18 protein-coding genes are annotated in these 20,571 nt (G+C 48.1%); 13 read left to right on the top strand and 5 right to left on the bottom strand.

Annotated features, from left to right (window positions below; all coding sequences use genetic code 11):
* The 7 genes from rnhB to U9J37_RS07955 all read left to right on the top strand — a co-directional run bounded on the left by rnhB (position 1) and on the right by U9J37_RS07955 (position 8,367).
* Positions 1 to 618, top strand: a complete 618-nt coding sequence (gene rnhB, locus U9J37_RS07985; protein WP_005475339.1) for a ribonuclease HII — start codon at positions 1 to 3, stop codon at positions 616 to 618.
* A 91-nt stretch (positions 619 to 709) separates the two neighbouring features.
* Positions 710 to 4,189, top strand: a complete 3,480-nt coding sequence (gene dnaE / locus U9J37_RS07980) for a DNA polymerase III subunit alpha (RefSeq protein WP_005475299.1) — start codon at positions 710 to 712, stop codon at positions 4,187 to 4,189.
* Between the two features lie 35 nt (positions 4,190 to 4,224).
* Positions 4,225 to 5,184 (top strand): acetyl-CoA carboxylase carboxyl transferase subunit alpha, encoded by a 960-nt coding sequence (gene accA, locus U9J37_RS07975; protein ID WP_005475319.1) that lies wholly within the window; start codon positions 4,225 to 4,227, stop codon positions 5,182 to 5,184.
* A gap of 96 nt (positions 5,185 to 5,280) precedes the next feature.
* Entirely contained in the window at positions 5,281 to 6,585 is a 1,305-nt protein-coding gene (tilS, locus tag U9J37_RS07970; RefSeq protein WP_005475327.1) for a tRNA lysidine(34) synthetase TilS, read from the top strand.
* Between the two features lie 65 nt (positions 6,586 to 6,650).
* Positions 6,651 to 6,965 (top strand): c-type cytochrome, encoded by a 315-nt coding sequence (locus U9J37_RS07965; RefSeq protein WP_005475301.1) that lies wholly within the window; start codon positions 6,651 to 6,653, stop codon positions 6,963 to 6,965.
* A gap of 105 nt (positions 6,966 to 7,070) precedes the next feature.
* The gene (gene glnB, locus U9J37_RS07960; protein ID WP_008077534.1) at positions 7,071 to 7,409 is read left to right on the top strand and encodes a nitrogen regulatory protein P-II; all 339 of its coding nucleotides are present in this window, start codon (positions 7,071 to 7,073) and stop codon (positions 7,407 to 7,409) included.
* An 88-nt stretch (positions 7,410 to 7,497) separates the two neighbouring features.
* The gene (locus tag U9J37_RS07955) at positions 7,498 to 8,367 is read left to right on the top strand and encodes an endonuclease/exonuclease/phosphatase family protein (protein WP_086028725.1); all 870 of its coding nucleotides are present in this window, start codon (positions 7,498 to 7,500) and stop codon (positions 8,365 to 8,367) included.
* Here U9J37_RS07955 and U9J37_RS07950 read toward each other — a convergent pair.
* From U9J37_RS07950 to gloB, 3 genes are all read right to left on the bottom strand, one after another.
* Positions 8,335 to 9,021 carry a YIP1 family protein gene (locus tag U9J37_RS07950; RefSeq protein WP_039483413.1) on the bottom strand — a complete coding sequence of 229 codons (687 nt, stop codon included), beginning with the start codon at positions 9,019 to 9,021 and terminating at the stop codon, positions 8,335 to 8,337. The genes U9J37_RS07955 and U9J37_RS07950 overlap by 33 nt on opposite strands.
* Positions 9,018 to 10,583 (bottom strand): lytic transglycosylase, encoded by a 1,566-nt coding sequence (locus tag U9J37_RS07945; protein ID WP_038215570.1) that lies wholly within the window; start codon positions 10,581 to 10,583, stop codon positions 9,018 to 9,020. Before U9J37_RS07945 ends, U9J37_RS07950 begins: the two co-directional genes overlap by 4 nt.
* A 70-nt stretch (positions 10,584 to 10,653) precedes the next feature.
* Complete coding sequence (gene gloB / locus U9J37_RS07940) at positions 10,654 to 11,412, bottom strand: hydroxyacylglutathione hydrolase (protein ID WP_322413644.1); 759 nt, start codon at positions 11,410 to 11,412, stop codon at positions 10,654 to 10,656.
* Between the two features lie 31 nt (positions 11,413 to 11,443).
* Here gloB and U9J37_RS07935 point away from each other — a divergent pair, with 31 nt between their 5' ends.
* Complete coding sequence (locus tag U9J37_RS07935; RefSeq protein WP_005475348.1) at positions 11,444 to 12,181, top strand: class I SAM-dependent methyltransferase; 738 nt, start codon at positions 11,444 to 11,446, stop codon at positions 12,179 to 12,181.
* Here U9J37_RS07935 and rnhA read toward each other — a convergent pair.
* Entirely contained in the window at positions 12,178 to 12,642 is a 465-nt protein-coding gene (rnhA, locus tag U9J37_RS07930) for a ribonuclease HI (RefSeq protein WP_005475295.1), read from the bottom strand. The two genes, U9J37_RS07935 and rnhA, sit on opposite strands and share 4 nt — an antisense overlap.
* 56 nt (positions 12,643 to 12,698) lie before the next feature.
* On the opposite strand from rnhA, the gene dnaQ reads away from it, so the two are divergent.
* The 4 genes from dnaQ (at position 12,699) to U9J37_RS07910 (ending at position 17,073) form a co-directional block, all read left to right on the top strand.
* On the top strand, positions 12,699 to 13,442 hold the full coding sequence (gene dnaQ, locus U9J37_RS07925) for a DNA polymerase III subunit epsilon (protein WP_005475282.1): 744 nt from the start codon (positions 12,699 to 12,701) through the stop codon (positions 13,440 to 13,442).
* An 8-nt stretch (positions 13,443 to 13,450) separates the two neighbouring features.
* Entirely contained in the window at positions 13,451 to 14,701 is a 1,251-nt protein-coding gene (locus U9J37_RS07920) for a TIGR03503 family protein (RefSeq protein ID WP_005475329.1), read from the top strand.
* A 189-nt stretch (positions 14,702 to 14,890) separates the two neighbouring features.
* The gene (locus U9J37_RS07915) at positions 14,891 to 16,561 is read left to right on the top strand and encodes an Lcl domain-containing protein (protein WP_005475337.1); all 1,671 of its coding nucleotides are present in this window, start codon (positions 14,891 to 14,893) and stop codon (positions 16,559 to 16,561) included.
* Positions 16,561 to 17,073 (top strand): Lcl C-terminal domain-containing protein, encoded by a 513-nt coding sequence (locus tag U9J37_RS07910; RefSeq protein ID WP_005475307.1) that lies wholly within the window; start codon positions 16,561 to 16,563, stop codon positions 17,071 to 17,073. The genes U9J37_RS07915 and U9J37_RS07910 overlap by 1 nt, the downstream gene beginning before the upstream one ends.
* A 54-nt stretch (positions 17,074 to 17,127) precedes the next feature.
* On the opposite strand, the gene fadE is transcribed toward U9J37_RS07910, so the two are convergent.
* The gene (fadE, locus tag U9J37_RS07905) at positions 17,128 to 19,581 is read right to left on the bottom strand and encodes an acyl-CoA dehydrogenase FadE (RefSeq protein WP_005475288.1); all 2,454 of its coding nucleotides are present in this window, start codon (positions 19,579 to 19,581) and stop codon (positions 17,128 to 17,130) included.
* 306 nt (positions 19,582 to 19,887) lie between these two features.
* On the opposite strand from fadE, the gene lpcA reads away from it, so the two are divergent.
* Positions 19,888 to 20,469, top strand: coding sequence for a D-sedoheptulose 7-phosphate isomerase (lpcA, locus tag U9J37_RS07900; RefSeq protein WP_005475341.1), 582 nt, complete (start codon positions 19,888 to 19,890; stop codon positions 20,467 to 20,469).
* Positions 20,470 to 20,571 lie beyond the last annotated feature (102 nt).

Below are 20,571 nucleotides of genomic sequence, written 5' to 3'. Positions count from 1 at the left end.
ATGGCAAAAGAAAAACAAGAACTTCCGCCGTTTGAGTACCCGCAAGGTTATCAACATGTGGCTGGGGTGGATGAAGTCGGTCGAGGGCCGTTGGTGGGCGACGTGGTTACGGCCGCTGTGATCTTAGACCCCAACAATCCGATTGAAGGTTTGAACGACTCCAAAAAGCTCTCAGAGAAAAAGCGTTTAGCGCTGCTGCCTGAAATCCAAGAGAAAGCGCTCGCTTGGTCCGTTGGACGTTGCACTCCTGCGGAGATTGACGAACTGAATATCTTGCAAGCGACGATGGTGGCGATGCAGCGAGCGATCGCGGGGTTAAAAGTACAACCAGATTTAGCACTGATCGATGGCAACCGCTGCCCCGCGTTGCCAATGGATGCTCAAGCGGTGGTTAAGGGGGACTTGCGCGTTGCTGAGATCAGCGCCGCATCCATTATTGCGAAAGTTGTCCGAGACCAAGAGATGGAAGAGCTCGATAAGCTACACCCAGAGTTTGGCTTTGCTAAGCACAAAGGTTATCCAACTAAGGCGCATTTTGAAGCGATTGAAGCGCATGGTGTGATTGACCAACATCGTAAAAGCTTCAAACCAGTGAAGAAAGCGCTCGGGTTAGATTAGAAACCCGAATATTATGGGGTGTATTCACGTATTACTATCACGTAAAATACCCCCATTCCTTTCCGATTAAGTACTATTTGCGGAACTATTCATGTCAGATCCTAAGTTTGTCCACCTTCGAGTTCACAGTGACTTCTCCATGGTCGATGGCCTTTCCAAAGTGCCACCTCTGGTTAAGAAAGTGGCAGAGTTGGGAATGCCTGCAATGGCACTTACCGATTTCACTAACTTATGTGGTTTGGTGAAGTTTTATGGTACCGCTCATGGTTGTGGTATCAAGCCGATCATTGGTGCCGATTTTGCTATGCAATCGGCAGCGTTTGGTGATGAACTCACTAAATTAACGGTGTTGGCCGCAGACAATACTGGCTATAAAAACCTAACGTTACTGATCTCAAAAGCGTACCTTCGTGGTCACGTTCAGCATCAGCCAGTCATCGATAAAGAGTGGCTGGTGGAGCTGTCCGAGGGCTTGATTTTGCTCTCTGGTGGTAAAAGCGGTGAAATTGGTAAAGCGCTTCTCAAGGGCAACCAAAAAACGGCTCAAGAGTGCGCAGAGTTTTACCAGACTCACTTTGCCGACCGCTTTTATCTTGAGCTGACTAGAACTGGACGCGCCGACGAAGAGAGCTACCTCCATTTTGCACTCGAATTCGCTGAGCAGTTTGAATTGCCAGTGGTTGCGACAAACGATGTCGTCTTTCTTGACGAAACCCTGTTTGATGCCCACGAGATTCGAGTGGCGATTCATGACGGCTATACCTTAGAAGATCCACGTCGACCGAAGAACTACAGCCCTCAGCAATATTTACGCACAGAAGAAGAAATGTGTGAGCTGTTTGCCGACATTCCTGAAGCGCTAGAAAACAGCGTCGAAATTGCTAAGCGTTGTAACGTCACCGTGCGTCTTGGTGAATACTTCCTACCGGCGTTCCCAACAGAAGGCATGGAAGAAACGGAATTCTTAGTCATGAAATCGGAAGAGGGGCTCGAAGAACGCCTTGAATTCTTATTCCCCGATCCGAAAGTGCGTGCAGAGCGTCGCCCTGAATATGATGAGCGATTGAGAATCGAACTCGAAGTTATCAACAACATGGGTTTCCCCGGTTACTTCTTGATCGTAATGGAGTTCATCCAGTGGTCGAAAGACAATGACATTCCTGTTGGTCCGGGGCGTGGTTCGGGGGCCGGCTCATTGGTGGCGTATGCGCTGAAAATCACAGATTTGGACCCGCTCGAGTACGACTTACTTTTCGAACGTTTCTTGAACCCAGAACGTGTTTCGATGCCCGATTTTGACGTCGACTTCTGTATGGACAAGCGTGACCAAGTGATTGACCACGTAGCAGAAATGTATGGTCGCGATGCGGTATCGCAGATCATCACCTTTGGTACCATGGCGGCGAAAGCGGTAATACGCGATGTGGGTCGTGTGCTTGGCCATCCGTTTGGTTTCGTTGATCGCATTTCGAAACTCGTCCCGCCGGATCCTGGCATGACGCTAGAGAAAGCCTTTAAAGCCGAGCCTGCACTGCCAGAGCTTTATGATGCGGATGAAGAGGTCAAAGAGCTCATCGATATGTGTCGCATCCTAGAAGGGTGTACACGTAACGCGGGTAAACACGCGGGTGGCGTTGTAATTTCACCCACCACGATCACCGATTTTGCGCCGATTTACGCGGATGCAGAAGGCCATTTCCCCGTCACTCAGTTCGATAAAAATGACGTGGAAACCGCGGGTCTGGTTAAGTTTGACTTCTTGGGGCTGCGTACCCTAACCATCATTGACTGGGCACTAGGGTTGATTAACCCTCGCTTAGCCAAAGAGGGTAAAGCCCCCGTCGCGATTGAGTCGATACCGCTTGATGACCAAGCGTCGTTTAACTTACTGCAAAACTCTGAAACTACCGCAGTGTTCCAGCTTGAATCTCGTGGTATGAAAGAGCTAATCAAACGCCTTCAACCCGACTGTTTCGAAGACATTATCGCACTGGTGGCTTTGTTCCGTCCGGGGCCGCTGCAATCAGGCATGGTAGACAACTTTATCGACCGTAAACATGGCCGAGAAGCAATTTCCTATCCTGATGAAAAGTGGCAGCACGAGTCGCTCAAAGAGATCCTCGATCCGACTTACGGCATTATCTTGTATCAAGAACAGGTCATGCAGATAGCGCAGGTGCTTTCTGGGTATACCCTTGGTGGTGCGGATATGCTTCGTCGTGCAATGGGTAAGAAAAAGCCGGAAGAGATGGCTAAACAGCGTGCCACGTTCGAAGAGGGCGCGATTGCCAATGGTGTCGATGGCGAACTCGCGATGAAGATCTTCGACTTGGTAGAGAAATTTGCGGGCTACGGCTTTAACAAATCTCACTCAGCGGCATACGCCCTGGTTTCATATCAAACCTTGTGGCTCAAAACACACTATCCTGCGGAGTTTATGGCTGCGGTAATGACCGCGGATATGGATAACACCGAAAAAGTGGTTGGTCTTGTAGACGAATGTCTACGCATGAAGCTGAAAGTGTTGCCGCCGGATATTAACTCTGGCTTGTATCGCTTCAACGTAGATGAAGATGGCGCGATTGTTTATGGCATTGGTGCGATAAAAGGTGTCGGTGAAGGCCCTATCGAGGCGATTTTAGAATCGCGCAACCGAGATGGCCATTTCAAAGACTTGTTTGACTTCTGCGCTCGCATCGATTTGAAAAAGGTCAATAAACGCGTTATCGAGAAGCTTATCTATGCCGGAGCCTTGGATCGACTGGGCCCTCATCGCGCAGCCATGATGGCTTCACTCGATGACGCGGTTAAAGCAGCCAGCCAACATCACCAAGCGGAAGCATTTGGTCAGAGCGATCTGTTTGGCGTATTGACGGAAGCGCCAGAAGAGGTAGAAAACAAATACACCAAAGTTGCGCCATGGCCTGAGAAGGTATGGTTAGAGGGAGAGCGGACAACACTCGGCCTTTATTTGACCGGACACCCAATAAATGCCTATTTGAAGGAACTTGGTAAGTACACCAGTTGTCGACTAAAAGACGCGACCCCAACTCGTCGTGACCAAAGTGTGACTGTCTCAGGGCTAGTGATTGCAGCTCGCGTCATGACCACAAAACGCGGTACACGCATCGGCTTGATGACACTCGACGATCGCAGTGGACGTATGGAAGTGATGTTGTTCTCAGATGCGTTGGATAAATACGCTGAATTGTTAGAACAAGATAAAATTTTGGTGGTTTCTGGACAGGTCAGCTTTGATGATTTCAATGGTGGTCTTAAAATGTCCGCGCGCGAGGTCATGGATCTCGGCACTGCTCGCGAAAAGTACGCGCGTGGATTATCTGTATCGATTGAAGAATCTCAAATCGATGGCCAGTTTTTTGAGCGCTTTAGTAAAATACTAGAGCCTCATCGGGCAGGAACGGTTCCTGTTCATGTATATTACCAACGGAGCGATGCGCGCGCGCGTCTAACGTTAGGTACCGAATGGCGAGTTACGCCAAGCGATGCATTATTAGATGATTTAAAACAACTGCTTGGTAATGGCCAAGTAGAACTCGAATTTAACTAAATTCGGTACAAAGCCGAATCAGAAAGGATCGATAGATGAGCCTAAACTTTTTAGAATTTGAAAAGCCGATCGCAGAACTTGAAGCAAAGATTGAAGCACTACGTGATGTATCTCGCCACGGCGGTGAGTCTGGTGTGGATCTAGAAAAAGAGATCGAACAGCTAGAAAAGAAAAGCTTAGAGCTTAAGAAAAAGACCTTTAGCGATCTAGGGGCGTGGGAAACTGCTCAACTGGCGCGTCATCCACAACGTCCTTACACGCTGGACTACATCCAGCATGTATTTACAGAATTTGAAGAGCTAGCGGGTGACCGAGCGTTTGCTGATGATAAAGCGATCGTTGGTGGTATGGCTCGCCTTGATGGTCGTCCGGTTATGATCATCGGTCACCAAAAAGGTCGTGAGACCAAAGAAAAAGTAAAACGTAACTTCGGTATGCCTAAGCCTGAAGGTTACCGTAAAGCCCTACGCCTTATGGAAATGGCAGAGCGTTTTAACATGCCAATCATCACCTTCATTGATACTGCGGGTGCATACCCTGGTGTTGGTGCAGAAGAGCGCGGCCAATCAGAGGCAATTGCGAAAAACCTAAAAGTGATGGCGGGTTTAAAAGTGCCAGTGATTTGTAACGTTGTTGGTGAAGGTGGTTCAGGCGGTGCATTGGCCATTGGTGTTGGCGATTACGTGAATATGCTTCAATACTCGACGTACTCAGTCATCTCACCAGAGGGCTGTGCATCGATTCTATGGCGTGATTCAGATAAAGCGCCTCAAGCGGCAGACGCAATGGGCCTAACGGCGCCTCGTCTTAAAGAGCTTGAGTTGATCGATGAAATTATTGAAGAGCCATTAGGTGGTGCGCACCGCGACCATGTTCAAATGGCAGCAAACATGAAAGCGAACCTACTTAAGCAGTTAGATGAGCTAGCTCAATTTGACAACGACACTCTTCTTGAGCGCCGTTACCAACGCTTAATGAGCTACGGTTACTGCTAATCAGCATCTTGTTAAATCCTAAAGGTCGAACTTAGTTCGGCCTTTTTTATTGGTGGGTGATAAACTATCGCTTATCAATTATCGAGTTATTCCGTTATGGATCTGTATCAATCATTTTCATCTGTTATTGAAGAGTATCTTGCACCGCGCAGTCGTATTGTTTTGGCCTTTAGTGGTGGTATTGACTCACGTGTATTGCTTTCATTACTTGCGCGCTATCAGCAGGAAACCCATCGTCCGACGCTGGCGGTCCATGTTCATCACGGTTTAAGTGTTAATGCTGATGAGTGGGCTAACCAGTGCCAAGAGTGGGCTGCTCAGAGTGATGTCCCCTTTATTTTAGAAAAGGTGCAACTAGATGCCAGCGGTAAGAGCATCGAGGAGTGTGCCCGAGATCAGCGTTATAAGGTGCTGGCTCAGCATGTAAATGAAAAAGATATTTTACTGACGGGTCAACATGGAGATGATCAGCTAGAAACGTTTCTTCTTGCCTTAAAGCGAGGCAGTGGGCCAAAAGGTTTGTCGGCGATGGCTGAGAGCAAGCCGTTTTCTAATGGCCGATTGGTTCGACCGCTACTTAAGGTTAGGCGCGAAGAGATCGAACAATACGCGCAGCACCATGGCTTAAATTGGGTGGAAGATGAAAGTAATCAGGATACCCGCTTCGATCGCAATTACATTCGTCGTCATATTTCGCCGGTTATTGAAGAGCGTTGGCCACATTTTACTCAATCAGTCCAGCGAAGCGCTCAACTATGTGCAGAGCAAGAGCTTCTTTTAGACGAGCTACTCCAAGATAAGCTCAGGCTCCTGGTCAACTCGGATGGTAGTTTAGCCATTCAAGGGATGGCTGATTTGAGCGCATTGATGCGGGCACGTTTGATTCGTATGTGGTTGGCCAATGCGGGTCAGCGCATGCCAAGTCGAGATCATCTGGACAAAATTTGGCATCAGGTAGCACTTGCCAAGGCAGACGCGAATCCTGTTCTGAATCTAATTTCTGCGCAAGTACGCCGTTTTAACCGACGTCTCTACTTAGTTTCCGCTCATGAGGATATTAGCGATTGGTCTCAACGCTTGGGGCTAGGTGAGGAGCTTGAACTTCCTGACAGGCTTGGTCATTTGACGCTTCAAGCGACATCGACTGGGTCATTGTCCTTGTCTGCACTGCAGCAAGCGCCATTACGTATCATCTTTAATCCCGAAGGGCTCAGCGCTCATCCAGCAGAGCGAGGGCATAGCAGAAAACTGAAAAAGCTGTTTCAAGAGTATCAAGTGCCGAGTTGGGAAAGGCGAAGAAGACCGATACTTATGTGTGGCGATAAAGTAGCGGCTATCGCGGATTTGTTTATTGATCATCACTTTATCGGTCAAGACTGTGAGCTTATCTGGAGCAAGTAAACTATCTTTGTGTCAGAATCGTATAGATAAAACACACATAAGAAGTGGACTTATAAGGAAGAGCAATGAAGAAAATCGCTATTGGAATGGTCATCGGAATGGGCCTTATGGCTGGTCAAGCTATGGCGGCAGGTGATGTAGCTGCCGGGCAAGCGAAAGCGGCGGTATGTGCGGCTTGTCATGGTGCGGATGGTATCGCTGTCATCCCAGGTTATCCAAACTTGAAAGGTCAAAACGAACAATACCTTGTCAGCTCGATCAATGCGTACAAAAACAAAGAGCGTAATGGTGGTCTAGCGGCGGTCATGCAAGCGCAAGCATCGATGCTCAGTGATGCCGACATCGCTAACCTAGCGGCATACTACGCAAGTTTGAAATAACCTTCGGTTAAGTTGTATATTAGCCTGAGCGCTTATCGCTCGGGCTTTTTATTGCCCGATGATCGTGGGATAATAAGGCAAATTGCTGAAGTTTAAGGGATGAACATGAAAAAAATTGAAGCCATCATCAAGCCGTTTAAGTTAGATGATGTTCGCGAAGCGTTAGCAGAAGTCGGCATTACCGGTATGACGGTTTCTGAGGTAAAAGGCTTTGGACGTCAAAAGGGGCATACTGAGCTATATCGTGGTGCAGAATACATGGTGGATTTCTTGCCTAAAGTGAAGCTTGAAATTGTGGTTACCGATGACGTTGCTGACCAGTGTGTTGATACGATTGTTGAGACTGCACAAACAGGCAAAATTGGTGATGGTAAGATCTTCATTACTGACGTTGAACGCATCGTACGTATTCGTACTGGTGAAGAAGACGAAGACGCTATCTAGTGTTATTGTCAGAGTGCGTGAACTGAATTCGATATTCGATAATCAAGGAAGAGCCGTAAGGCTCTTTTTTACATTTTAGGGCTTAATGATGAACAAAAAATGGTTACTAGCATTGCCTATTGGGCTCGTACTCACGGGAATGATTGGTTATCGAGTGGTGTTCACATTGCCTGAACAAGGCCAAATATCTTCGATTTCGCAAGGGAATATTGCGCCTTCGTTGAAGTGTTACCGCAGTGACTCAGCAAAACCGGTGGATCTCAATGGCGAGCTGAATGTTCTGGTGTGGAACATCTACAAGCAGAACCGACCAAACTGGCATTCTAGTTTGCAAACCTTGGTGGAGGGAAAGCAATTGGTTCTGTTACAAGAAGCCAGTATGACCCCTGAGTTACTCCATTTGATTGAGGACAATCAGTGGTTTGGTAGCCAAGTCGATGCGTTTAAAGCCTTTGATACCACCGCGGGGGTTTTGAACTTAAGCTATGATACGCCTGATCTCGCCTGTGCGTACACCGAGCTTGAGCCTTGGTTAGGGTTACCCAAATCTGCTTTATATGCGACTTACCCGCTGACGAATGGCCAGTCATTGGCGGTGGTTAATATCCATGCGGTAAATTTCACTTATGGCACCGTGGAGTATCAAAGGCAGCTTGATACGTTAGTGACGGAGCTTTTGAATCATCAGGGGCCGATCATTGTTGCTGGCGATTTTAACAGCTGGAGTGACGCGCGATTGAGTGTGATGAAACAAGCGCTCGACAAAATAGGCGTTACAGAGGTTACCTACCAAGTGGATAATCGGACTCAGTTTGTGACTGGACTGCCTTTAGATCATGTGTTTTATCGAGATTTGGTTCTTCAAAAAGCAGAGGCGCCGATAACCGACGCCTCTGATCACAACCCAATAGAGGTGAGCTTTCGTTTAAAAAATAACGATGTAGAGCGCCCAAATTAGGTAGTAAGCGAGCCAAGGTAGTGCTGAAATGACCAAGGCTTGGCCGCGCTCGAACTCCGTCCATGTACCGACTGCCGCGTAGCCCAAAGCGATATACCAAGGCAGAAGCAGAGGGAACGAGCTGGCAAACTGAGACCACTCATTGGTCAGTGGAAGCTTGAGTAGTCCGTTAAGGCTATTGAGATCCGCGGCGTAAACAAGCACTTGACCATGTTTCAGTAGAACACTCACGTAGCTTGCAAGATCGCCGATGATTGCAGGGAAAGTGATCACCGCGGCTGCGGCAAACCATTTCCAGAAACCATGTTGGTGCTGACTTGGCTTAGTGGCCAGATTGAACCAAAACGCCAGCATGAGTATGGTCAGCGTTCGACCAAATACATCGCTGATGATTTCACTGGCCATTAAGGTGTTGGCATCAAGTAACTCAAGTTGTTGCGGGTTCGTTTGCGCCAGTTGAGCGGTTAGAACTTCCTTTAGCCACTCAAAATTGACCAAATCAAAATATGCACCCCAAAACAAAAATGGCGATAAAATCAGAAAAATGTATGGCTGCCAGCCCCATGCGCCACGTTGATACAGGGCAAGGAAACAAGCGCTAGGTGAACGAAAAATATCAACTAGCATGATTAAAGGATTACTGGAGGGCGTCATACACTTACCTTAGTTACATCGACGTAGAGTTTCAGTTTTTGACCCGGCTTAAGATATTTTTGTTTGCTTAGGTCATTCCATTTCACGATGTCACGTGATTTCACTTTAAATTTGCTGGCAATACCACTGATGGTATCGCCTGAGCGAACGTTATAGAAAACGGTGCGGATTATGGCGCCATCTGAGCTGTTCTTCCAAATCACCAGTTTTTGTCCGACACGTAACGTATCTTTTGGTCCCATTCCATTCCACTTGGCAAGCGATTTATGAGAGACCTTGTTGGCTTTGGCAATGCTCCATAAGCTGTCGCCTGAGCGAACTGTGTGGGTGAGCTTGTATTGACCACGGTTTTTCGCTTGCGTCTTTTCAAGGCGGTTGGATGCGGTTAAAGCGTAGACATTCTCATCTTTTGCCGACGCTGGAATCATCAAGTACTGACCAGCGCGAATATTGCTGTTGGTCATGCCATTCGCACGCTGGATTACTTTTGTCGTGGTGTTGTATCGGTTAGCCAGAACGCTGATGGAGTCACCAGATTTCACTTTGTAGCGAACCAACTTCATTCCTTTACCGCGATTTTTTTCAACTTGGTAACGGAAACTGTCTTCTGCTTGGGCTGGAATAAGCAGTTGATGAGGGCCATCGGGTGCAGTCGACCACTGATTATAAGCAGGGTTTAAGCCTTGCAGTTCTTTGACCGAGATGCCCGCGTATTTTGCTGCAATCGCCAAGTCCAATTGTTCTTTTGGATCGATGAGGGTAACGACGGGTTTGTTCGCTATGGGTGGAATATCGATCCCGTACTTTTCTTGGTTGGCAATGATATCTGCGAGTGCTAGGAGTTTAGGAACGTAACCACTGGTCTCTTTCGGTAAATCGAGCGAGAAAAAGTCGGTGGGTTTGCCTAGCTTGGTGTTTTTACGAATTGCACTGGAAACGCGTCCACCGCCACTGTTGTATGCTGCGATGGCGTGGGTCCATTCGCCGTCAAAACGTTTATTTAGGTAAGTGAGGTAGTCGAGTGCTGCATCGGTTGCCGCAGGCACATCTCGACGCCCATCGTACCAGAAGTTTTGTTCTAAGCCGTACATCTTGCCGGTTGCAGGGACAAACTGCCATAAGCCTGCCGCACTGCCGTGAGAGTAGGCAAAGGCATCAAATGAGCTTTCTACAACGGGGAGCAGCGCAAGCTCAAGAGGTAAGTTTCGCTCTTCGATCTTTTCTGTGATCAGGTAGAGGAATGGCTCGGCGCGTTTTGAAACGGTTCTAAGATGGCTTGGGTGCTTCAAATACCAAGTTCGGTAGTAATCGACCGTCTTGTGATCCGGAATTGGCATATCCAACTGCATCGCGATTCGTTGCCAGACATCTTCTTGCGACTGAGGCGTCACCACAGGTTTTGGCTTTGATACTGGTTTGGCCGGCTGAGCGGTAGGTTCAGCCTTTTTTACCGCGGGTGGGTTATTGGTTTCCGGTGATGAGGTCTCACTAGAATCGGTAGGCTGGGTTAGTTGACATCCTGTAAGTAAGAGCGCCAAAACCCAGCTATGTGTTAATCGCATTGCACAGCCCTTTTGTTACTTGGCTGCTGATAATACTTGCCACGCACAGAAAGTGACAAGCAGCAAATCGTTAAAATTCGTTCTTCCACTCACGTAATGCACTAAAAATGGCGAGTGCGTCGGTTTGGTCGGTTCGGTTTGCAACTGAGCGAATAACCGTTTGTTGATCGGTGCGAAGGAAAGGATTGATCCATTTTTCACGGCGTAGTGTGGTGGGCAACGTGGGGCGATTCTGAGCCCGCAGACGATTGACTTCATCTCGATATTGTTGGAGCTGCTCATTGTCGGGTTCTACAGCCAAGGCAAAGGCAAGATTACTCGCGGTGTACTCGTGTGCGCAATAGACCTCAGTTTCTTCTGGTAGTGCCGCAATCTTGGTGAGTGAGGTGTACATTTGTTCCATGGTCCCCTCAAAGACACGGCCACAGCCGGCTGAGAATAGGACATCACCACAGAAGAGCTTGCCATCTCCAACATAGCCAATATGACCAAGAGTATGACCAGCGAGATCTAGCACAAAGAAGACTTCACCAAACAGCTCTATTTGGTCACCGCCCTCGACAGGATGAGTTAAGGTCGGTACGGGTTCATTGGCGGAGCCAACGACATCAATGCCAGGGTATTGTCGGACCAATTCGGCCACACCACCAATATGGTCGTTATGGTGGTGCGTGATCAAGATTGCATCTAAGCTTAGCTGGTGCTGTTTGAGGTAAGCCAGAACAGGCGTCGCATCACCAGGATCGACAACGGCACAACGCTGATCGCTATTTTGAATTAGCCAGATGTAATTATCATTAAATGCAGGTATGCTTTTGATCTCTAACATGGTTGTGTCTCCCGAGTGAAGCAGGTTAGGTATGAAACCAGCACGTAGCAATAAGAAGTTAGAAAAGCCTCATTCATGGTCGCAACTTAAAAACGGCCAATGGGTGAGTGAGTCGATTCAGACTCGGATGGATGAGTGGTGCCCAAAATTATTTGGTTACCATATGCTTAAGCTCGGTGGTCTCAGCTGCGAGTTAACCAGTTTTGCCTGCAATATTCAACATCAAGTCAACCTTGATATAAAGAATCCGTTGCATAACGTCATCGCTGACGGCTACGACTTACCCTTTTTTGAAAAAAGCTTTGATGCCGTTGTGATGGCACACCAGCTCGACTACTGCAATGATCCCCATCGAATGCTGCGTGAAGTGGACCGTGTAATGATCGATGACGGCTATTTGATTATCACAGGTTTTAACCCAATCAGTTTTACCGGGCTGGCAAGTCTGATGCCTTGGCGTAGAAACAATCTGCCGTGGAGTGGACGGATGTTCACCCCAAACCGGATCAAAGATTGGCTGAGCGTTTTGAACTATCAAGTGATTGAATGCGATAGCTATGCACTCTTCCCGATGCAGAAGTACCGAACAATGTGGACTTGGTTAGAGAACAGCTTAGGGGACTGGGCGGCGCCGATGGGCAGTTTGTACTTCATTGTTGCGCGCAAGCGAACCTATCCGCTTAAGCCAATTAAGCCTCACTGGAAGCTAAAACGAAAATTGACGCCGGTGAGCGTCAATTACAAAGTGTCGAATAAGCAGTCCCACTAGTTGGGAATATAGCCCGTATCTTCTTCGGTCGGGTTTTCGGCTGCGGTACGTGCCAACTCATCACACATTTCGTTTTCTCGATGCCCAGCATGGCCTTTAACCCAGCGCCAATCGATGTTGTGGCGCTCACTTTCGGCGTCTAAGGCTTTCCATAGGTCTGCATTCTTTACCGGTTTTTTATCTGCGGTTTTCCAGCCACGTTTTTTCCAGTTGTGAATCCACTGGGTAATGCCTTGACGCACGTACTGGCTATCGGTAGTGAGAATGACGTCACACGGCTCTTTGAGGGCTTGTAGGGCAACGATCGTCGCTAACATTTCCATTCGGTTATTGGTGGTTAGCGTGTAGCCTTTGGCGAGCGTTTTCTCGGTTTGTTTATAACGTAATACGATACCGTAGCCGCCAGGGCCAGGATTGCCTAAACAAGAACCGTCCGTGAAAATTTCCACCTGTTTCGTCATGATTTGATACTATTGGGTTAAGCTCATTATTGGCATAGTCTGACACACATTTTGTTATGAATACCAGCAACAATTCTAATCAGCACCGCATTGTCGTACTCGATACCGAAACCACGGGTATGAACCAAGAGGGCGGTCCTCATTATCTAGGTCATCGAATCATTGAGATTGGTGCCGTAGAAATCATCAACCGTAAACTGACGGGACGTCACTTCCATGTTTACATTAAGCCCGATCGCGACATTCAAGCTGAAGCGGTTCAGGTTCACGGTATCACGGATGAATTTTTGGTGGACAAGCCAGAGTATCAAGACGTCCACGCTGAGTTCTTAGAGTTCATCAAAGGTGCCGAGCTGGTGGCGCACAACGCGCCCTTCGATACCGGCTTTATGGACTACGAGTTTGAGATGCTCGACCCAAGCATTGGTAAAACCGACGATTATTGTAAGGTGACCGATACGCTGGCTATGGCGAAGAAGATCTTCCCAGGTAAGCGAAACAACCTCGATATTCTCTGTGACCGATACGGCATTGATAACTCCCATCGTACTCTCCACGGGGCATTGCTCGATGCCGAGATTTTGGCAGATGTATATCTGTTGATGACCGGTGGTCAGACGTCGCTGCAATTTAATGCAGGGAACTCTGATGGCAGCGATGTGGGAGGTGAGTCAATAAAACGGGTGGCAAGTGGTCGAAAAGCGCTAAAGGTTATCCGTGCAAGTGCCGATGAATTAGAAGCGCATCAAAATAGATTAGATATCGTCGAGAAAAGCGGAAGCTGTCTCTGGCGTCAGTAGGAGAAAGGATGTTAAGGATTTGGTTGGTTGTACTCAGCGTGTTGCTGAGCGCTGCAAACGTCGCGGCAAAAGAGTCATCAATGACTTTGCTCGATAACCGCTTTCGAGTTGATCCTTCTATCCAACAAATTACCTTTGTGATTTATCGAGCTGAAAACTCACAGCCTGTGGTGTTGGTTCGTCCTGATGGTAAAAAATATTACGCTTGGCGCAGCCCTGACAACGTCCGTTGGTATCAAGAGTCATCAATGGACATTATTTCCATAGACAACCCAATGCCAGGTCCTTGGCAAGCGGTTGGTAAAGTTACTCCCAAGAACAAGATAACGCTGATTTCACACTTAGAACTGTCAACGGATCGGCTTCCAAGCCGCCTGTACCAAGGCGAGTCGATTAAGTTTACTGCACGTTTAACGTCTGATAAGCAGCCTTTGGTTCTGCGTGACTTTCTGGATCGCGTAAAGCTCAAGGTTACTTTCACCAAGTTTGTTGAAAATGAAGATACTTTGATCAAAGAAGCGCGTCCTATCCCTGAAGTGATTGGCGAGTTTGCCGATGACGGTACTGAGCTTGATGAAGTCGCAGGGGATGGCGTGTTTACGGTGTCATTGCCCATTTCGAGCGCGCCGGGTAAATATCGAGTACGCATCACGTCGGGGAATGGGATCTTCCTTCGAGCGCAAGAGCAGGAAGTGCTGGTTTATCCTTCTCCTGTGCAAGTGACCTTCATTCAATCTCGCAGTGAGCAAGAGATGCACAAAGTGGTCTTGTCAGGTGAGCAAGGTATGGTCGAGCCAGGCTCTCTCGCCGCTTTTGTTGAACATATTGACCCAGAAGAGCGTCAAATTGATGTGCAAGGCGCTGCTCTGAAAGAGAGCAATAAACTCGAACTCAGCATTCCCTACAGTGACACTTTAGGCAACTACTCTTGGACTGGTCAGGCGTATGCGACGGAAATGGGCTCCGGCAGACCTTTAGTCTTCCCGCTGAGCGAATACACTTATAGTTTGGTTGAAGAGCTCGACATTGCAGAAACCCGTCGTTTGCAAGAAGAGGAGCGCCTGAAACAGCAAAAACTGATGGAAGAGATGCGTCAGATTGAACTTCGTGAAGAGAAGAAAACACAAGGCATGATCATGATTGCGATTGGCAATGTCGTGGTGATTATTCTGGCCTTGGTTGCTTGGTTTGTGATTGGTAAGCTTAGAGCCAGAAAGAAAGCCGTGCCGGAGATGCAACTGGAAATGCCCAAAAAATAGCAACCTCAGATTGCCGCTTTTTATCTAACCCCTAGTTTGCGATGAAGCTAGGGGTTATTTATATTTTAAACATTTATTTAACTCGAACTTATTGTACGCGATGTACTAAAGGCGGTTTTGAGCATATTTATGTGAACAAGTTTTTGATAACATTCACTTATTCATAGCGTTAAATAAGTTAGGGGTTGAATGTATCATCCGAACAAATATGGTCGAGCCAAAAATGCGCTCGCGCTCGCAGTGGCTGTCGCGTTATTTGGATGCCAGAGTGGGCATGAAAGCAGCGATGACGAATCGGCCTCGACAACCGATACCAGTTCTGGCTCTAGCGGCAGTGCCATTACGGTGAATCTTCCCGCAGCCGTGACCTTGACCGAACCTAGCTCTGGCTCGAACACCGAATCTATTACAGTTACCTTGTCAGCGGCACTGAGCCAAGACCTTGTTCTCTCTGTGGTGACAAGTGATGTGACTTCTCGCAGCGAAGGGCAATTTAAAAACTACGATCCGATCGCCGCTCAAACAGTTCGAGTGCCAGCAGGCGTCACGACGTATTCACTCCCACTTAATCTAGTACACAACAACTTGCACGAGGGCAGTAAACAGCTGCGTTACACCATTAGTGCTGCGAGTAGCTCAAGTTATACCCTTGAGAACTCAAGTTCTAACGTGACCCTTACCGACAGCGATTCTGAGCCAACCATACGCTTTACCGATGCCAGCAAAACCGTTTTGGAAGGTGACAGCGCACAGAGTTACATTGAGTTGAGCCACTATCACGCCAAAGAGGTCACTGTGAATTTAGCGCAAAGTGGTATCGCTTCCAGTGACGACGTGACGAGTTCACTAAGCTCAATGACGGTAACGATTCCTGCGGAAAGCTTACGCCATGTCGTGACTGTGTCGGCGAAAAAAGATGGCTTGATTGAAGGTGGTGAATCACTCATTTACACCATGGAGAGTAGCGGTAACACCACTATTGATTCGGACCACAGCTCACTGGCGTTTTATATACCTGGTGACCGAGAAATTAATGACACCGGATTTGCCACCTACTCTAATGGCGCCTCTCATGACCTAACCGTAGAGCCTGCGGGGTACCCTGGACAAGATGCTGATTACGGGCTTGATAAAGAGGATGGAGGCCTCCACAGTGATGGCCAACATGGCTTCAAGCTGACCAAGTTAGATTACAGCGGCAATGTATTAGTGAATGATGCCTCTTCGTGGTCATGTGTTCGTGACGAGCGAACGGGTGTCTATATTGAAGCGAAGCAGGCTCCAAGAACTTTGCCGTCACAAGGTGAGATTGAGACGTGGCTAGAGGCATTCAAGAATGATCCAGACGCCAACCCATACCCATGGGCAAGCGAGTCTGGACAGTGGCGCAGTGCTGCCTACCGTTATACTTGGTACAACTCTGACAGCAGCACCAACGGTGGAAATCTAGGGGCAGTTAACGATTTGTTACCCTCAGAGGGCCCAATATCAAGCCAATGCGCTTTCCCCGAAGAAGAGGGGGTAGAATATCGTTGTAATGCTGAAGTCTACCTCGCAACCCTCAATCGCTATGGTGTGTGTGGCGTGTCCAATTGGCGTTTGCCTTCTCCAAGTGAAGCGCGTTCAATAGTTAATTACGGTTTCGGCGTTGGCCCTACCGATCCAACTACAGAAAACTACTTTCCGTACATGAAGGGGGCTAGTATGGGCAGCTCAGCAGACACGATCTTCACCAGTGCAAGTCGTGTAACGGGGGGCGGAGCCAGTGCTTGGTGTATGCAGACTCAAACTGGGCAAGTCGAGCTCTGTAACAAGGGTACCTACCATGGTGTGATTGCCGTTAGTGAAGGGGTAGAATAATGAAGCTGAAACTTATGACTATCGCGGCTTTGATGGTTTCTACTACGAGCTTTGCGCAGACTTGTGTTGAGAATCAGCCAGTATCACAACTGGAAGGTCAGTTTATCGATCGTCAAGATGGCACCATCTTGGATGTGAAAACCAACCTGCTGTGGCAAAAATGTAACGTGGGAGAGACTTACAACAGCACGACGAATGGCTGCGACGGGACGCCAACCAGTTTCGCTTCGTGGGATTTAGCCTTACAGAGTTCTCAAGTTGGCGTCGACGGCTTTCGCCTACCCAATATTAAAGAGTTAGGGTCGATAGTGGACTATCGCTGTGCGAAGCCGGCCATCAACTTGACCTATTTTCCGACGACGACCAATGTTCCTTATTGGACAAATACCCCTGATGTTTCAGATATCAACACGGCTTATTCTGGGTTGGTTATCGACTTTACTGAGGGGCAGGAAAAAACGGTCAACGCAAGCGGGGAGATGTTTGTCCGCTTGGTCAAGCCATTTAACTAGTTGACTAGAGATATAAAAAGGGCCGCAACAAGCGGCCCTTTCTGTTCTTGTTGACTAGGCAACTTCAACCATGGTCGGCGGCGTTACCTCAAGTGGCTTTGCTGCCAGTTCTTGCGGCTCAAAGTCGTCGACATTGATCACGTATAGGCGTTGCTGCTCTGCTTCAATCAGCAAATTTGCCTCCGCTTTATCAAGAATGCCTTTCTCTAAGCCTATTTCGGCGATTGCATCTAGGCGCAAGAACGGACGACGTTCGCTAATCGCTTTACACACTTTGTCGAACAACGGCTCTGCCTCAAGAATCACCGATAGCGCGTGTTCAATTTTCCCTGCTGGGTTGAACTCACTCGCCGTCAAGTACTGGTTGCGGCCAATACGAGATCGGGTTTCTGATGGCGTTTGAAGAATGCGCGCTACTTGGCTGTCCAGTTTGTCACTTGGCGCTTTGCGTATACGACCAAAAGGCAAGATTACGACACGTAGCGCTTTGCCTAGCCACTTGTTCGGGAAGTTGGCTAAGAACTCATCGATCGCTAGTTCAGTCTGTTTCATGCTGTCTTGCAATCCCCAGTGAACCAGTGGTAAATCGTCCGCGATTCGACCATCACTTTCGTAGCGTTTCAGCGTGGCTGAGCTCAGATATAGCTGACTGAGAATATCGCCAAGTCGAGCAGACAAACGCTCTTTACGTTTGAGTGAACCACCCAGCACCGCCATTGAAATGTCCGCAAGGAAGGCAATGTTTGCACTGTAGCGGTTCAATTGCTGGTAGTAGCGCGTGGTTGCGTCTTGCGTCGGTGCCTCAGAGCCGCGTCCGTCCGTTAGACCAAGCCAGAAGCTGCGTACTAGGTTGCTCATGGTAAAGCTAACATGTCCTGCAAGTGCTTTATCAAATTTCTCAACAGCGTCGCCTGCTTCAGAGTAAGCGGCGTCCATCTCTTCCAATACGTATGGATGGCAGCGAATCGCACCCTGACCAAATATGATCATCGAACGTGTCAGAATGTTCGCACCTTCAACCGTTACCGCAATTGGCGCACCTTGGTAACCACGTGCTAAGAAGTTGGAGGGGCCCAAACAGATCCCTTTGCCGCCCACAATGTCCATCGCATCAATGATGCTCTGCTGGCCACGGTGGGTACAGTGGTACTTCACGATGGCCGAGATCACCGATGGTTTTTCTCCTAAATCAATGCCCGCAACCGTCAAGTTGCTCGCAGCATCCATCACATAGGCATTGCCCCCTAGGCGAGCCAATGGTTCCTCAACTCCTTCCATGTGGCCAATAGGTTGCTTGAATTGGCGACGAATGCGCGAGTAGGCACCCGTTGCCAGTGCGGCTGTTTTGATGCCACCTGTCGAGTTAGATGGGAGCGTGATACCACGACCGACTGACAGACATTCAACCAGCATGCGCCAACCTTGGCCTGCCATTTTCTGACCACCGATGATGAAGTCGATAGGAACAAACAGATCATTGCCGCGCGTTGGGCCATTTTGGAAAGGAACATTGAGCGGGAAGTGGCGATTACCGATCTCCACACCTTTAAGATGGGTTGGAATCAGCGCACAAGTGATGCCGAGATCTTCTTTATCACCCAGTAGTCCTTCGGGATCGCGAAGTTTAAAGGCAAGACCAAGCACCGTTGCGACCGGGGCAAGGGTAATGTAGCGTTTGTTCCAAGTTAGACGCATGCCAAGGACTTCTTTGCCTTCCCACTCGCCCTTACACACAACGCCATAATCTGGAATTGACCCCGCGTCCGAGCCTGCTTCTGGGCTAGTGAGTGCAAAACATGGAATCTCTTTGCCTTCCGCTAAGCGAGGTAAGTAGTAATCCTTTTGCTCCTCTGTACCATAATGTTGCAGAAGCTCACCTGGCCCCAATGAGTTGGGTACACCAACGGTCGATGACAGCACGCCAGAGACACCCGTCAGCTTTTGCAGTACCAAAGATTGAGCGTAGGCAGAAAACTCCAAGCCACCATATTTTTTCTTGATGATCATGGCAAAGAACTTGTTGTCTTTGAGGTATTGCCATACTTCTGGTGGAAGGTCTGCCAGTTCGTGAGTCACTTGATAGTCGTTGACCATGGCACACACTTCTTCCACTGGGCCATCCAGAAAGGCTTGTTCTTCTTGGCTCAAGCTTGGCGCTTTGATGGCATGCAGTTTGTTCCAATCAGGCTTACCCTTAAACAGCTCAGCTTCCCACCAAACTGTCCCTGCATCTAACGCTTCTTTTTCCGTTTGCGACATGGCTGGGAGTACTTGTTTGAAAAGCTTAAGTGCTTTTTTACTAATGAGAGATTGTCTTACTGCAGGGATGCCCAATATCACGACCGCGGATACATACAGTAACCAACTGATAGAACCGGCTGTGCCAACCCAAGATAAGAGAACCATAGTCGCTGTCAGTGCGGCAACTGAAGCGATCAACGAGCTTCGGCGGTATAGGCAGGTGGCCAATACAACCGTAAATCCGAGTATAGAGAGCAAGATGTCCATGTTTCGTTTTCCTTTTTGACGTATCTCAACAGTTATACGTCTTAAACTAGTAAGAGGTCATACCAGTAAAGTGTAAACAAAAGATTAATGAAATGTAAAACATGCTAATGCTCAAAAAGTGATCTAAGTAGAGTGAAAATTCTAAAAATGCTGGCTTGTGCTGTTTTTATGAGCAATGAATTGCAATAAAGGTGGATTTGTTAACCGAGAGCTATCGACACTATGCGATGTTTGAGTAAACTCATCAAATAAGTTGGGTGATGCGCAAAGCTCGCCTATCCACGAACAATAATTAGAGATAGCCCTATGTACCATGATCTGATCAAGAGCGAGTTGCTAGAAGCTGCTGACGTACTAAACAAGTTTTTGAGTGATGAGAGCAATATTGCTCAAATCGAATCGGCGGCCAAAATGATTGCGGATTCGTTTAAGCAAGGTGGCAAGGTATTGTCGTGTGGTAACGGCGGTTCACATTGTGATTCCATGCACTTTGCTGAAGAGCTGACAGGTCGTTACCGTGAAAATCGCCCAGGTTTGCCAGGTATTGCTATCTCTGATCCTAGTCATCTGTCTTGTGTCAGCAATGATTTTGGTTATGACCACGTTTTCTCTCGCTATGTAGAAGCTGTTGGTTCAAAAGGGGATGTCTTATTTGGCCTTTCGACTTCCGGTAATTCTGCAAATATCTTAAAGGCGATTGAAGCGGCCCAAGCAAAAGGCATGAAGACCATCGCGTTGACCGGTAAAGATGGCGGCAAGATGGCTGGCTTAGCGGATATCGAAATTCGTGTACCGCATTTTGGCTACGCAGACCGTATTCAAGAAATCCACATTAAGATCATTCACATCGTGATCCAGCTTATCGAAAAGGAAATGGAGAACGCGTAACGGCGTGACCATTCATCATTTAACCGGCATCAGTGTTTGCATTTTCTCTCGCTGATGTCGTTAAGTTACCAACTGCACGCAAGGATGAAGGGAGTTTAGTAG

This window comes from Vibrio sp. 16 (genome assembly GCF_963681195.1).
GTDB classification, from domain to species: Bacteria; Pseudomonadota; Gammaproteobacteria; order Enterobacterales; family Vibrionaceae; genus Vibrio; species Vibrio sinaloensis_D.
This window is presented reverse-complemented; position numbering and strand designations above follow the sequence as displayed.

Bases quoted from the DNA above. Each gene is read 5' to 3' on its own strand.
- U9J37_RS07955 (WP_086028725.1), top strand. From the start codon at position 7,498: ATGAACAAAAAATGGTTACTAGCATTGCCTATTGGGCTCGTACTCACG.
- gloB (WP_322413644.1), bottom strand. From the start codon at position 11,412: ATGTTAGAGATCAAAAGCATACCTGCATTTAATGATAATTACATCTGG.
- U9J37_RS07915 (WP_005475337.1), top strand. From the start codon at position 14,891: ATGTATCATCCGAACAAATATGGTCGAGCCAAAAATGCGCTCGCGCTC.
- lpcA (WP_005475341.1), top strand. From the start codon at position 19,888: ATGTACCATGATCTGATCAAGAGCGAGTTGCTAGAAGCTGCTGACGTA.
- U9J37_RS07935 (WP_005475348.1), top strand. From the start codon at position 11,444: ATGAAACCAGCACGTAGCAATAAGAAGTTAGAAAAGCCTCATTCATGG.
- U9J37_RS07950 (WP_039483413.1), bottom strand. From the start codon at position 9,021: ATGACGCCCTCCAGTAATCCTTTAATCATGCTAGTTGATATTTTTCGT.
- U9J37_RS07920 (WP_005475329.1), top strand. From the start codon at position 13,451: ATGTTAAGGATTTGGTTGGTTGTACTCAGCGTGTTGCTGAGCGCTGCA.
- tilS (WP_005475327.1), top strand. From the start codon at position 5,281: ATGGATCTGTATCAATCATTTTCATCTGTTATTGAAGAGTATCTTGCA.
- rnhB (WP_005475339.1), top strand. From the start codon at position 1: ATGGCAAAAGAAAAACAAGAACTTCCGCCGTTTGAGTACCCGCAAGGT.
- glnB (WP_008077534.1), top strand. From the start codon at position 7,071: ATGAAAAAAATTGAAGCCATCATCAAGCCGTTTAAGTTAGATGATGTT.
- dnaE (WP_005475299.1), top strand. From the start codon at position 710: ATGTCAGATCCTAAGTTTGTCCACCTTCGAGTTCACAGTGACTTCTCC.
- accA (WP_005475319.1), top strand. From the start codon at position 4,225: ATGAGCCTAAACTTTTTAGAATTTGAAAAGCCGATCGCAGAACTTGAA.
- U9J37_RS07945 (WP_038215570.1), bottom strand. From the start codon at position 10,583: ATGCGATTAACACATAGCTGGGTTTTGGCGCTCTTACTTACAGGATGT.
- U9J37_RS07965 (WP_005475301.1), top strand. From the start codon at position 6,651: ATGAAGAAAATCGCTATTGGAATGGTCATCGGAATGGGCCTTATGGCT.
- fadE (WP_005475288.1), bottom strand. From the start codon at position 19,581: ATGGACATCTTGCTCTCTATACTCGGATTTACGGTTGTATTGGCCACC.
- rnhA (WP_005475295.1), bottom strand. From the start codon at position 12,642: ATGACGAAACAGGTGGAAATTTTCACGGACGGTTCTTGTTTAGGCAAT.
- dnaQ (WP_005475282.1), top strand. From the start codon at position 12,699: ATGAATACCAGCAACAATTCTAATCAGCACCGCATTGTCGTACTCGAT.
- U9J37_RS07910 (WP_005475307.1), top strand. From the start codon at position 16,561: ATGAAGCTGAAACTTATGACTATCGCGGCTTTGATGGTTTCTACTACG.